10 protein-coding genes and 1 pseudogene are annotated in these 12,765 nt (G+C 41.8%); 4 read left to right on the forward strand and 7 right to left on the reverse strand.

The genetic code is table 11. The annotated features are described in order from the left end of the window. Window positions 1–331: 331 nt before the first annotated feature. The 3 genes from uvrB to NWP21_RS10285 all read left to right on the forward strand — a co-directional run bounded on the left by uvrB (window position 332) and on the right by NWP21_RS10285 (window position 2,848). Window positions 332–2,329 (forward strand): excinuclease ABC subunit UvrB, encoded by a 1,998-nt coding sequence (uvrB, locus tag NWP21_RS10275; RefSeq protein WP_280792621.1) that lies wholly within the window; start codon window positions 332–334, stop codon window positions 2,327–2,329. 112 nt (window positions 2,330–2,441) lie between these two features. Then, window positions 2,442–2,642, forward strand: coding sequence for a type II toxin-antitoxin system HicB family antitoxin (locus NWP21_RS10280; protein ID WP_271732150.1), 201 nt, complete (start codon window positions 2,442–2,444; stop codon window positions 2,640–2,642). Then, window positions 2,639–2,848 (forward strand): type II toxin-antitoxin system HicA family toxin, encoded by a 210-nt coding sequence (locus NWP21_RS10285; RefSeq protein WP_280792622.1) that lies wholly within the window; start codon window positions 2,639–2,641, stop codon window positions 2,846–2,848. The genes NWP21_RS10280 and NWP21_RS10285 overlap by 4 nt, the downstream gene beginning before the upstream one ends. Before the next feature lie 68 nt (window positions 2,849–2,916). On the opposite strand, the gene NWP21_RS10290 is transcribed toward NWP21_RS10285, so the two are convergent. The 3 genes from NWP21_RS10290 to NWP21_RS10300 all read right to left on the reverse strand — a co-directional run bounded on the left by NWP21_RS10290 (window position 2,917) and on the right by NWP21_RS10300 (window position 8,046). After that, window positions 2,917–4,569: a GMC family oxidoreductase gene (locus NWP21_RS10290; protein ID WP_280792623.1), complete on the reverse strand. Its 1,653-nt coding sequence runs from the start codon at window positions 4,567–4,569 to the stop codon at window positions 2,917–2,919. A gap of 570 nt (window positions 4,570–5,139) precedes the next feature. Next, on the reverse strand, window positions 5,140–7,761 hold the full coding sequence (leuS, locus tag NWP21_RS10295; protein WP_271732147.1) for a leucine--tRNA ligase: 2,622 nt from the start codon (window positions 7,759–7,761) through the stop codon (window positions 5,140–5,142). Window positions 7,762–7,821: 60 nt separating this feature from the next. After that, window positions 7,822–8,046, reverse strand: a complete 225-nt coding sequence (locus tag NWP21_RS10300; protein WP_271732156.1) for a hypothetical protein — start codon at window positions 8,044–8,046, stop codon at window positions 7,822–7,824. A 371-nt stretch (window positions 8,047–8,417) separates the two neighbouring features. On the opposite strand from NWP21_RS10300, the gene NWP21_RS10305 reads away from it, so the two are divergent. Beyond that, entirely contained in the window at window positions 8,418–9,221 is an 804-nt protein-coding gene (locus tag NWP21_RS10305) for a histidine kinase (RefSeq protein ID WP_280792624.1), read from the forward strand. 87 nt (window positions 9,222–9,308) lie between these two features. Here NWP21_RS10305 and NWP21_RS10310 read toward each other — a convergent pair whose 3' ends face one another. The 4 genes and pseudogenes from NWP21_RS10310 to NWP21_RS10325 form a co-directional block, all read right to left on the reverse strand. Next, the gene (locus NWP21_RS10310; protein ID WP_271732145.1) at window positions 9,309–9,497 is read right to left on the reverse strand and encodes a YqaE/Pmp3 family membrane protein; all 189 of its coding nucleotides are present in this window, start codon (window positions 9,495–9,497) and stop codon (window positions 9,309–9,311) included. A gap of 50 nt (window positions 9,498–9,547) precedes the next feature. Further along, a complete protein-coding gene (locus NWP21_RS10315; RefSeq protein WP_280792625.1) occupies window positions 9,548–9,946 on the reverse strand; it encodes a phage holin family protein in 399 nt (132 codons plus the stop codon). A 158-nt stretch (window positions 9,947–10,104) separates the two neighbouring features. Then, window positions 10,105–12,261, reverse strand: coding sequence for a Tex family protein (locus tag NWP21_RS10320; RefSeq protein WP_280792626.1), 2,157 nt, complete (start codon window positions 12,259–12,261; stop codon window positions 10,105–10,107). 102 nt (window positions 12,262–12,363) lie between these two features. After that, a pseudogene (locus NWP21_RS10325) lies at window positions 12,364–12,765 on the reverse strand (WD40 repeat domain-containing protein); the annotation flags it as partial.

Below are 12,765 nucleotides of genomic sequence, written 5' to 3' on the forward strand. Positions count from 1 at the left end.
AGTTGTGGTCATTCAATGGATAGGGATTTAAACGCAGCAATTAACTTATCGAGGTTGGCTAAACCTTGAAAGCTTACTGAGGGATAACCGCTCCCATGCTCCCATTGAAGTAAGAAATAAATGTCTAGACTTGTCTAGGATTTATATAGCAGTGTAACCTGAAATAACCAAGTAATGATATTAGTATCTTTGACACTGATACATAAGAAAAGTTAAATTATGAGGGGAATGTAAATTTTTGTAAAATAGTATTGCTATTTAGTACTTTAATTCTTGCCTGAGTTGAGCAGGAGAGTAGCAACAGTATGGTTAACATGATATATAGTATTTTATGACAGTATTTTCTCTGCAAGCTCCCTTTATTCCCACAGGAGATCAACCACGGGCGATCGCCCAACTGAGCGCCAGTATTGCAGCTGGTAACCGTTACCAAACTTTACTGGGGGCTACAGGTACAGGTAAGACGTTTTCCATAGCCGCAGTGATTGAAAAAGTGGGTAAGCCCACCTTACTACTAGCTCATAATAAAACCCTGGCGGCACAACTGTGTAACGAATTGCGGGAATTTTTTCCTAATAACGCGGTGGAGTATTTTGTTAGCTACTACGATTATTATCAACCAGAGGCCTATATTCCCGTTACAGATACCTATATTGAAAAAACATCTTCGATTAATGATGAAATCGATATGTTGCGCCACTCCGCCACGCGATCGCTGTTTGAAAGGCGTGATGTAATTGTAGTGGCTTCCATTAGCTGTATCTACGGTTTAGGTATTCCCGCAGAATATCTGAAAGCTGCCATTCCCTTGCGCATAGGTATGGAAGTAAACCAGCGGCAAATTTTACGCGATTTAGCATCAGTACAGTATAGTCGTAACGATGTAGAAATGAGTCGGGGACGTTTTCGCGTCCGGGGGGATGTCTTAGAAATTGGCCCAGCCTATGAAGATAGAATTATTCGGGTAGAATTCTTTGGGGATGAAATCGACGCTATTAGATATATTGACCCGGTGACCGGTGAAATTATCCGCAGTTTAGAGACTGTGAATATTTACCCAGCGCGTCACTTTGTCACCCCAGAAGAACGCCTAGAAGCAGCTTGTGATGATATTGCGGCGGAGTTAAAGCAGCACAAAGCCGAATTAGAACAGGGGGGGAAACTCTTAGAAGCACAACGCATAGACCAGCGTACACGCTATGACCTGGAAATGTTGCAACAAGTAGGTTATTGTAACGGGGTTGAGAACTATTCGCGTCACTTAGCGGGAAGAAAGGCGGGGGAACCCCCAGAATGTTTAATTGATTATTTTCCTAAAGATTGGTTATTAGTCATAGATGAATCACACGTTACAGTACCACAACTTCGCGGTATGTATAACGGTGACCAAGCTAGGAAAAAAGTGTTAATTGACCATGGGTTTCGTCTTCCTAGTGCTGCTGATAACCGACCGTTACAAGCAGAAGAATTTTGGCAAAAAGTGAATCAGTGTATTTTTGTTTCCGCCACCCCAGGAAATTGGGAGTTAGAAGTATCTCAGGGTCATATTGCTGAACAAGTAATTAGACCGACTGGGGTAGTTGATCCGGAAATTTTTGTACGCCCCACAGCAGGACAAGTTGATGATTTATTAGGGGAAATTAAAGACAGAGTAGAACGCCAAGAAAGGGTGTTAATTACCACCTTAACTAAAAAAATGGCGGAGGATTTGACCGAGTATCTCCAAGAGCAAAGTATCCGGGTGCGCTATTTGCATTCAGAGATTAATTCTATTGAGCGCATAGAGATTTTACAAGATTTGCGCGGGGGTAATTTTGATGTTTTGGTGGGGGTAAACTTGCTGCGGGAAGGTTTGGATTTACCGGAGGTTTCCTTAGTTGCAATTATGGATGCTGATAAAGAGGGCTTTTTACGGGCTGAACGTTCTTTAATTCAAACTATTGGTAGAGCAGCGCGTCACGTCCGGGGACAGGCGATTTTATATGCTGACCGTCTCACAGATAGTATGGTTAAAGCCATTGATGAAACAGACAGGAGGCGGGGTATTCAAGTTGCATATAACCAGATGCACGGTATTACACCCCAATCTATTGTTAAAAGGTCAAGTAATGCCATTTTATCATTTTTAGAAGTTTCTCGCCGGTTGAATGGTAATGATTTAAAAGTGGTAGATGAACATATAGATGAATTACCCTTGGAACAGATTCCGCAGTTGATTGGGAAGTTAGAAGAACAGATGAAAGCAGCAGCCAAGAAATTGGAATTTGAAGAGGCGGCAAAATTGCGCGATCGCATTAAACATTTACGGGATAAAATGCTAGGAAGTTAAGTTTTGCTTATGGGTGAAGGCAAGACCCCGAAGACAAGGGGGGAAGTCAACATACTAGTAAACCCGCCCGTAATACTAAAATGTAGGCATGACAATATTTTGAGTACTGGTTATGAAAATTAAAGTATTAATTTGGCAGGAAGATGGTGTTTGGTGCGGTTCTGTACCTGCTTTACCTGGTTGTCACACTTGGGGAGACAGCTACGAACATCTACTAGAAATGCTTGAAGATGCTGTTCAAGGTTGGTTAGATGTTGCTAGTGACCGAGAGGCGAGTGAAGCAGAAAAGCAATTGGTTGAGCTATCTCTATGAAATCTGTTTCAGGTAAGGAACTTTGCAAGGTTGTGGAACGATATGGCTGGGAGCTAAAACGAATTACTGGTAGCCATTACATTTATGGAAAAAAGGATCTTGAAGTCATCCTTTCCATTCCAGTTCATAGTAATCGTGATTTGCCAAAAGGAACTTTAAAAAGCATTTTGAAGGATGCTGGAATTAGTGAGAAAGATTTGGAGTAGCAATAATCACTAAGAATAAATTTTAGGTATCGCATTAAACATTTACGGGATAAAATGCTGGGAAGCAATTAATTTACTGCCATAATATTCTTGATATGGTCAGCTAACCTCATGGCTAAAGCAACAATGGTAAGTGTAGGATTAGCAAAACCTCCTGTAGGAAACACAGAGCTACTGGCGATGAATAGGTTAGAAATACCATGAACTTGGCAATTTCTATCAACAACACCCTGTTTCGGGTCATCATGCATCCTTGTTGTTCCCATGTGATGATGTAAACCAGGATGGATTAATTTTGGTAAATTGCCATCTCGTTCAATTTGTAACTCACCAATGCCAGCCAGAGCAATTTCTTGTTGTAAAATATCTTGGGTTCTATTGATGTGTTCAATATCAATTTCATTCCAACGCCAGTGTAACTTGACTCGTTGACGACCGAGGCGATCGCGATCGCCAGTCAGTGTTATACGATTGTCAGGGTCGGGGACTTGTTCAGCTATTTGTAGAAGGGTAAAACCGGCAAATCGTCTTTCTTTATCTGGAATATATGACCAACCACTCCAAGCCAGACTAGGAACAAAAGGTTCCTGCTTGATAATTGCTCCGTAAGCAGCAGGTAAGATATAGTCAAGACCCAAAACAATATTTTTTAAGTGTTTGCCAATATTTCGATGTACTTGTGGTTTATGTATTGATGACAGCAGTGTTTTCAGAGAATTTGCAGCTTTTAACTGATGTAGTTTGGGAATAGGAAACATTAATGTACTAATATTTAGTAATTGTTGATGGTGCATACATTCTTCTGTCAAAGTTAACTTACCCATGACTGGAATGTTATTAACCCGCCGCAAATCATATAAAGCTGTCTTGCGAAAAATCTCTGGATTACTAGGAATCAATTTACCACCATGAACTAAAGAATGATCCATAAAGAATCTCCCTACTAGATCATTTTGATTACCTAACCCAGTTGTTTGCACTTTATTTGATAGTAATAATAAACGTGCTGTTTCTATACCACCTGTTGCTAGTATAGTAAATTTGGCACTTACCCAAAATTCTTTGCCAGATAAACAAGCCACCCTTAAACGAGTTACATTTGTGGCTGTTTCATCTGTCTCAATTTCCACTAGGCTAGCATTGAGATATGTGGTAATATTTCTGGCTTGCTGAAGTACTTCACGGGAATCATGGGTAAATACAGCACGAGGGCCAAACTGAAACATATTAGTAGTTACATTCCCAGAAAATGGCAAACAAGGAGTTTGAGCTTCTTCCCAGTCCTGAGCATCATAACTAAAATTTCCCAGTTGGCAAAGTTGATGAGCGCGTTTATAAAAAGGATCGAGATGAGATTTATCAAAAGGCCAACCACTGTAAGGTAGCCAATCACGCTTTTCAAAGTCTATTTTATCTAATGGGGCATACCTAACACCAATGACATTATTACCTAGGCGAATTTTCCAAAAGTTAGCCGTACCGCCGAACTGAAAACAACGCTGACTTTCTAAGGTGTCAAAATGATTATTAACACTTTCACCTAAAGTCAGTGATTGAGCATGACGATCAAAATTTAATCCACCAGTTTCTAATAAAATCACCCGAAAATCTTTCCCAGCTAATTCACGCGCTAAAGTAATACCTGCTGGACCAGATCCAACAATACAAACTTCAGTTTCCAGACTTTCATCTTGGGGTAATTTGCGTGCATCAATTAACATTTTTAGATAAGTATCTCTAATCAAAATATGTCTTGTTCAAAAAGGTCATCTGAAGGATTTTTTTCATTGTTTCCTTTGTTGAATTAGATTGAATATGGCACAACTTTAGAGGATGTGCAACATTTAAATATTATTAATTTTTCCGGTTAAAATTGGGTAACCCTGTCAATATATAGCATTTCCCATGCTCGTGAGGTACATTTTTTTTAGTTTGAGGGAACAGGGAACAGGGAACAGGGAACAGGGAATTGGGAATTGGTGTGTACTTGATGAGCCTGAAAAAGGCTATAAACGCTAATAATATTAGGGTGAGAAAGTTCCATAAGTGATGGTACACGCAACCATAATCACATTTCTCATCTTCTTCAAACCCGTAGATAATGCTCTAACTGGTGGCTTTTGTGAAGTGTATATTGTAGATATCAAGCTACAGATATAACCATGGAAAAAATACTTTTATCCCGATGTGGCGGTGACTAGCGGGAGACTAACGAGAAGCTGATACAATTTCAGGAATCAAGCGATAATAGTGGGTTAAGTCAACCCTAACCCACCTAACAGACTAAATTATTAAGCAACTACAAAATTCACCAACTTTCCGGGAACCACAATCACCTTTTTAATTTCCTTACCCTCAGTGTAACGTTGCACAACCTCAGACTCACGGGCGTATCTTTCTAACTCCGCCTTATCAGCTTGTGCGGGGACGGGAATATCTGCACGTTTTTTACCGTTAATCTGAATTACCAAAGTAATTTCCTCAGCTACCAAAGCTCCGGGGTCAAAAGATGGCCAAGTCTGAGTGTGGATAGAACCAGTATTACCCAAGGACTGCCACAATTCCTCAGCAATGTGGGGGGCAAAAGGAGCTAACATGAGCACTAAAGTTTGAACTCCCTCAGCATAAATAGGGGAATTTTTGCACTCAGCATCAGTGAGAGCATTACTTAACTTCATCAATTCCGAAACAGCGGTATTGAATTGATATTCATCTTGTAAATCTTCCGTCACTCCTTGAATAGCGGTGTGAATAGCGCGCCGTAATTCCTTTTCTGGCTTAGTTAAATCAGAAAGTTCTGGCTTTTTCCTGCATACCCCAGCGGTAGCATAATCTGTGACCAAGCGCCATACCCGATTTAAAAACCGAAATTGTCCTTCTACATCTGCTTCGTCCCACTCCAAATCCTTTTCTGGGGGTGCTTTGAACAGGATAAACATCCGCGCCGTATCCACACCATACTTACTAATCACATCTTCTGGTGCTACACCATTACCCTTAGACTTAGACATAGTGGCATAGAGGCGTTGTAATGGTTCACCTGTTTGGGGGTCGCGGGGGTCTGCTGGGTTGACTAAATGAGAGGGAACCCATTTATCTTTACCGCTCTTATTGGGGTTCATATAAGTTAAACCCTGTACCATACCCTGAGTCAACAACCGGGCGAAGGGTTCATCAAAGTTAAGTAAACCTCTATCCCGCAGCACCTTAGTAAAGAACCGGGAATATAACAAGTGTAAAATAGCGTGTTCAATACCACCCACATACTGATCTACAGGCATCCAGTCATTAGTTTTAGCGGGGTCAAAAACTTGTTCTGTATTCTGAGCGTCGGGATAGCGTAGGAAATACCAAGAAGAATCAATAAAGGTATCCATGGTATCGGTTTCTCGGCGAGCGGGAGTACCGCAACTAGGACAGGGAACATTGACCCAGCTTTCCAACTGAGTCAAAGGTGAACCCCCACGCCCGGTTAATTCCACCTCTTCTGGTAACCTGACGGGCAAATCCTCATCGGGGACTGGTACTATGCCACAATTGGGACAGTGAATAACTGGTATAGGTGCGCCCCAGTAGCGTTGTCGGGAAATTAACCAATCTCGCAGGCGGTATTGTATTCGCAGTTTACCAAAATTTTCTGACTCAGCATATTTAATGATTGCCTCTTTGGCATCTGTGGAATTCATACCGGTGAAAGACCCGGAATTAATTAAAATTCCTGGCTCAGTATATGCCTGATTGTATTCAATATTAATAACTTTGGTGATTTCATCTGTGGGTGATGTGGGCGTTAGGTCAAAATCTGCCACATCATCGGGGGAAGCAATGACAAACTCAATGGGTAAATTATAAACACGGGCAAATTTAAAATCTCGCACATCATGAGCAGGTACACCCATAACTGCCCCGGTACCATATTCATACAGTACATAGTCGGCGATCCAAATGGGTACTTGTTCCCCGGTAAAAGGGTTGATGACTTGGCCACCAGTGGGGATACCGCGCTTGGGTTTGTCTTCAGCGGTGCGTTCTAACTCGCTTTGCTGGGAAACTTCTTGAATAAATGCTTCTACAGCTGGTTTTTGCTGTGGGGTGGTGACCACACGGGTTAAAGGGTGTTCGGGAGCTAATACTACATAGCTAACACCATAAACTGTATCTGGGCGTGTGGTGTAGACAGCCACCTTTTCATCCTTTCCCACTACGGGAAATTCTAAATAAGCGCCTGTAGACTTACCAATCCAATTAGCTTGCATTAACTTGACCCGTTCGGGCCAACCGGTTAATTTATCTAAATCGTTGAGTAATTCTTCAGCGTAGTCGGTAATCTTTAAAAACCACTGGCGTAATAGTTTTCGCTCAACTTTCGCCCCACTGCGCCAAGAACGACCTTCGTTATCTACTTGCTCGTTAGCTACCACAGTTTGGTCTACGGGGTCCCAGTTTACTGCTGCTTCTTTTTGATATGCTAACCCGGCTTGCCAGAACTGCAAGAAAATCCACTGTGTCCACTTATAATAGTCTGGTGAACAAGTAGCAACTTCGCTGTCCCAGTCGATAGACAAACCCAGACGCTTTAATTGCTGCCGCATTTGGGCAATGTTTTGATAAGTCCACTGGGCTGGTGGTACTCCCCGGTCAATGGCGGCGTTTTCTGCTGGTAAACCAAAAGCGTCCCAACCCATGGGGTGGAGTACCCTATATCCTTGCATTCCCTTGAGGCGTGCAATTACATCGGTAATAGTATAATTACGGACATGACCCATGTGGAGGCTGCCCGATGGATAGGGGAACATGGAAAGGGCGTAGAATTTTGGCATTTTAGTATTTGCAGATGTCTTATCTAGGCCAAGTTCTGCCCATGTTTGTTGCCATTTTTCCTCAATGTCTGCTGGGTTATATCGGGAATCCACCAAAATTCTCCTACGGGACTATAATCGTGTTTGCTTCAATATTATAGATGCTGGGGAATGTTACAGGGCTTCAAAGTCAGCTGTAAACCCGGCAAAGTTGGTACACTCTTCTTGAAAAGCTTCTGCATCGCTGACATCTTCTATTTTATATGCCATGATTCTTGTACCATCTGGCATTTTTTTAGAAGAAATACATTCGCCTTGATATTTGTCTGATATGCTTTTGAAGTTAGCGCCGTGTTGTTTCCAAGCGTCACCGGAACAAGTTACATTTACCCGCCACATAATTTCTCTCATTTACTAGCTATTAATACTTATTATCTCACATGGGTGGTACATATTTTTGAGGTTTACCGTTACGCAGATTTGATTCTAGGGGTAAGTAGGTGAACAGAAAAAAACCGCAGTATGTAACGAAGAGTAAAGTGTCGCAAAACCTCTTCTCTGTTCCCCGTTCCCTGTTCCCTGTTCCCTTGTCATAACGACAAATTTTAATGCCAACTTACTTATCTATTAGGTATGAGATGCTTTAGTCGTAAATTATCAGGATTTTCTATCTCTGGGATGTGTTTATTTTTATAACTATCTACCATAATGCACATAGAGGATCTTGTTTGTGTCATTCATGTTTGTGATTTAAATAGGAAAGGTTAAAAATGTCGAAGAATGTTAAGGAGCAAATTACTATCGATTTGCAACAGGTTAAAGAAACTGGACAGTTAAGAACTCAGCGGATTCGGGAAATTGTTAAATCTGCTGTTTCTCAGCTTAGTTCGGAACTGAAAGCAGGTTCTAGTGATATTCGTTATCTAGTAAAAGATGCGGTTTTTGCTGTGGTGGAAAACTTTCAACACAGGGGGGCGGAAATTAAGGAAGATGTCACAGCTTGCATTGAGGGGGCGTTGGAAGGGGTTAATAGCAAACGACATGACACTATTGTAAAAACTCAAGGAGAAGTCAAGAAGCTACAAGCACAATTGGATAGTGAAGAGGAACAAATTCAGCAAGAAGTTGATGGTATTTTAACGGAAATTGCAGAGACTAGCAAGGATAAAACTGAGGATACTAAAAATGCGATCGCTTCTGCTATTAATACCATTAAAGATAGTGAGGAGGTAGCTTTACTTAAGAAACGTTATGCGCAATTGCAAGCTCAATTAGCTATTGTCCGGGCGAATTTGGCTGCGCGTTATGGGGGCCGGGATGGTGAGGTTAAGGATTATCTAGATGAGGCAAAACAGTGGTATGATCAGGCTCGTCCCCAAGCTGAGGCTATGGCGACACAAGTGGAAGAAAAGCGATCGCACCTAGAAGATAAACTAGGGGAAGCTGGCGCTGCTATGGCCAGAAAGGAGCGTCAAATTAAACAAACTTTACGGGAGTTGTTACTATCCACTGCTGAGATTTTTAAAGATGAGACACCTACTGATAATAAACAGGAGGAACTAACTCGTAAGTAGTCTTAACAAATGTTGAGAGAAATTCATCAGCCAAGAAATCAGGGTGGTTAATTACCACCCTCTTTAAATGGAGACGCTCATTTTAATTTAATAACTACGTCCTTGTTGATTGAGTTCTTCATGTTTAGCAATTACCCAAACTGCATGGATGCTACCGGGAAGCCAGCCTAAAAGTGTGAGTAAAATGTTAATTAACAAAGTTGGACCAACGCCAACTGTGAGAAACACACCTAAAGGAGGAAGGAATAAACCTAAAAGTAAGCGACCGATTTTCATGATTTGGCGATTTTATTTAATGAGGTTTTTGTGCAAATTGTGTAGGATGCTTATCTGGAGGGTAATTCGCCTTGGCTATTAACATCACTACTGCTTAAAACAGGATATCTTTCAGCCAAATACTTGTTAATGAAGGTATTAGCAAAAGATAAAATTACCGGACCCAGAAAAAAGGCGAGAACTCCCCGGACTGCGAACCCCGGAACCACCACCGCAGCTAACAAGAAACAAAAACCGTTAACTACTAGGGAAAATGCTCCGAAGGTGAGGAAGTTAAGGGGTAAAGATAAAGCAGCAAGGACTGGTTTAATGGAACTGTTGATCAAACCAATGACTAAACCAGCAATCATAGCTGCTGGAAAATTAGCAAGACTTACACCCGGTACAACTAAATCGACAATTAACAAGCTCAAGGCTGTGGCTATGACCGTTAAAAGTGTTCCCCACATTGTTTTTACCTAAAAACAACAGATGGATTCTTGACGATTCCTGGTATTATTTTCAGATCAATACTTATATTTTCCATCTTGAATAAGAGGGATTATGTTTATACCATTAGGGTGAGAGTGTCTTTGTAGTCTACAAAGACACTAAAATAATGGCTTTATTACTTAACAGCTTTCATCGATAAACTAATACGGTGCAACTTTTCGTTAACTTCCAATACCCGCACCTTCACAACTTGTCCCACTTTAACAACTTTCTGGATATCATCGACAAATCTATCAGCTAGTTGGGAAATATGCACTAAACCATCTTGATGTACGCCAATATCCACAAAAGCGCCAAAGTTAGCCACATTGGTAACTATTCCTTCTAATTCCATCCCTACCTGTAAATGACTAATTTCTGTAATTCCTTCTCTAAAGGTGGCGTATTTAAATTCGGCGCGGGGGTCTCTACCTGGTTTCTCCAGTTCCCTGATTATATCCCTGAGTGTAGGTTCCCCAATGCCGTCGGTGACGTATTTCTTGAGGTTGGTTTTTTTCAGCTTGGCTGCAATTTCTGTAATCTGATTTAAGGATATATCCAAATCAGCGGCGATCGCCTGCACCACAGAATAACTTTCGGGATGGACTGCGGTATTATCTAAAGGGTTATCACCGCCACGAATCCGCAGAAAACCCGCAGCTTGTTCAAAAGCCTTGGGTCCCAACTTCGCCACCTTTAATAATTGTCTGCGGTTCTTAAAGGCTCCATGCTCGTTGCGATAGGTGACGATGTTATTGGCTACTGTGGCTGTAATTCCCGAAACAAAAGTTAACAATTCCTTAGAGGCGGTGTTTAAGTCCACCCCCACATAATTAACGCAACTTTCCACAGTCTCATCAAGTTTCTTTTTCAGCAACTTTTGATCAACATCATGTTGATATTGTCCCACACCGATAGATTTAGGGTCAATTTTTACTAGTTCCGCTAGGGGGTCCTGTAACCGGCGACCGATACTAATAGCACCGCGCACGGTAATATCTAAATCAGGAAACTCTTCTAATGCCACTTTACTGGCAGAATATATTGATGCTCCCGATTCATTGACGATAACTTTAATGGGTTTGGGGTCTATATCTTGTAAGACCTGGTTCACAAACTCATCGGTTTCCCGGGAAGCTGTACCGTTACCGATCGCAATTAACCTGATTTGATATTGTGTAATTAAATTTTTGAGAGTTTGTACAGCTTTGTCCCGTTGTGCTGACCCTTGGTGAGGAAACACCGCTTGGTAGGCTAAAAATTTTCCTGTTTCGTCAAGTACCACAACTTTACACCCGGTTCTAAAACCAGGGTCAATCGCCAGTGTGGGTTTCATTCCCGCGGGTGCAGATAACAGTAACTCTCGCAGGTTGGCCTCAAAGGTTTGAATTGATTCTATATCTGCGTAGGTTTTTTTCTGGGAAATCACCTCACCCATAATGGAGGTTTTCATCAGCCGATTAAATGCGTCTTTGACCATGGCTTGATAAAATTCCCGAATTGTGGGATTTTTGGTTTTAATTTCCCTTGCTTCTAGATAGTTGAGTACAATATCTTCATCAAAAGCAATTTCATAATTTAAGATTCCCTCCGCTTCACCGCGACACAAAGCCAGGAGGTTATGGGGGGCAATATTTTTTACCCCCATCTGATAGTTGCGGTACATCTCAAACTTGGTTGTACCTTCGGGATAATCTTTCTTGATCTGAGAGATAAATACCCCTTTTTCCAGAAAATAATCACGCAGATATGCCCTTAACTCCGCTTTTTCTGCCACTTCTTCCGCTAAAATGTCAGCCGCGCCCTTGAGTGCTTCCTGTGGTGTTTTCACCTCCAGAGTCTGAGAAACATACTGCATTGCTGCTGTTTCTAGTGGTGCTGTGGGACTTTGAGGGACATTGAGAGATTTAATCAACTGGGCTAAAGGTTCTAAACCCTTTTCCCTGGCAATGGTAGCACGGGTGCGCCTTTTTGGTCGATAGGGTAGGTATAAATCCTCTAATTCTGTTTTTTGTAAGCAGGATGTAATTTTGGCTTTGAGTTCTTCTGTGAGTTTACCTTGTTGGGCGATCGCATTGAGAATTACCCCCTTGCGTTCTGCTAACTCTGTTAAATAAGCATAGCGATCAAACAAGTCCCGCAGTTGTACCTCGTTCATTTCCCCTGTGCGCTCCTTGCGGTAACGTGCGATAAAAGGAACCGTCGCACCTTCTGCTAACAGTTCCAAGGCGTTTTCGATTTGTTCAGGTTTGAGGTTTAATTCAGTCGCCAGTAGTTGAGGAATATTCAGCATAAGGTGTTTAACTTAAGAAATGTTGCTCCTCCTAAAAATGTAATAGATATCTGCGCGCAACAATGTTTGACAACGCATATTTATTTTTTGGAGATGTTAATATTACCTTAACCGCCAAATTTTGATAGTCTTGTCATAACTCCCACTAGCTAGGGTTTGACCATCCGGGCTAAATCCTACAGACCTCACCCAGTCAGAATGTCCAGTGAGGGTGTGAGACAGCTTACCTGTCCTCACATCCCACAGTTTGATAGTCTTGTCATAACTCCCACTAGCTAGGGTTTGACCATCCGGGCTAAATGCTACAGACCTCACCCAGTCAGAATGTCCAGTGAGGGTGTGGCGAACCTTACCTGTGTTCACATCCCAGAGTTTGATAGTCTTGTCATCACCCCCACTAGCTAGGGTTTGACCATCCGGGCTAAATGCTACAGAACAAACCGAGCCAGAATGTCCACTGAGGGTGTCGCGGAACTTACCCGTCTTTACATCCCACAGTTTAAT

Source organism: Anabaenopsis sp. FSS-46 (assembly GCF_029891665.1).
Classification (GTDB): domain Bacteria; phylum Cyanobacteriota; class Cyanobacteriia; order Cyanobacteriales; family Nostocaceae; genus Anabaenopsis; species Anabaenopsis arnoldii.

What these genes read in the sequence shown, in the direction of transcription:
- uvrB (WP_280792621.1), top strand. Translation starts at nt 332, where the DNA reads ATGACAGTATTTTCTCTGCAAGCTCCCTTTATTCCCACAGGAGATCAA.
- NWP21_RS10280 (WP_271732150.1), top strand. Translation starts at nt 2,442, where the DNA reads ATGAAAATTAAAGTATTAATTTGGCAGGAAGATGGTGTTTGGTGCGGT.
- NWP21_RS10285 (WP_280792622.1), top strand. Translation starts at nt 2,639, where the DNA reads ATGAAATCTGTTTCAGGTAAGGAACTTTGCAAGGTTGTGGAACGATAT.
- NWP21_RS10290 (WP_280792623.1), bottom strand. Translation starts at nt 4,569, where the DNA reads ATGTTAATTGATGCACGCAAATTACCCCAAGATGAAAGTCTGGAAACT.
- NWP21_RS10300 (WP_271732156.1), bottom strand. Translation starts at nt 8,046, where the DNA reads ATGTGGCGGGTAAATGTAACTTGTTCCGGTGACGCTTGGAAACAACAC.
- NWP21_RS10305 (WP_280792624.1), top strand. Translation starts at nt 8,418, where the DNA reads ATGTCGAAGAATGTTAAGGAGCAAATTACTATCGATTTGCAACAGGTT.
- NWP21_RS10310 (WP_271732145.1), bottom strand. Translation starts at nt 9,497, where the DNA reads ATGAAAATCGGTCGCTTACTTTTAGGTTTATTCCTTCCTCCTTTAGGT.
- NWP21_RS10315 (WP_280792625.1), bottom strand. Translation starts at nt 9,946, where the DNA reads ATGTGGGGAACACTTTTAACGGTCATAGCCACAGCCTTGAGCTTGTTA.
- NWP21_RS10320 (WP_280792626.1), bottom strand. Translation starts at nt 12,261, where the DNA reads ATGCTGAATATTCCTCAACTACTGGCGACTGAATTAAACCTCAAACCT.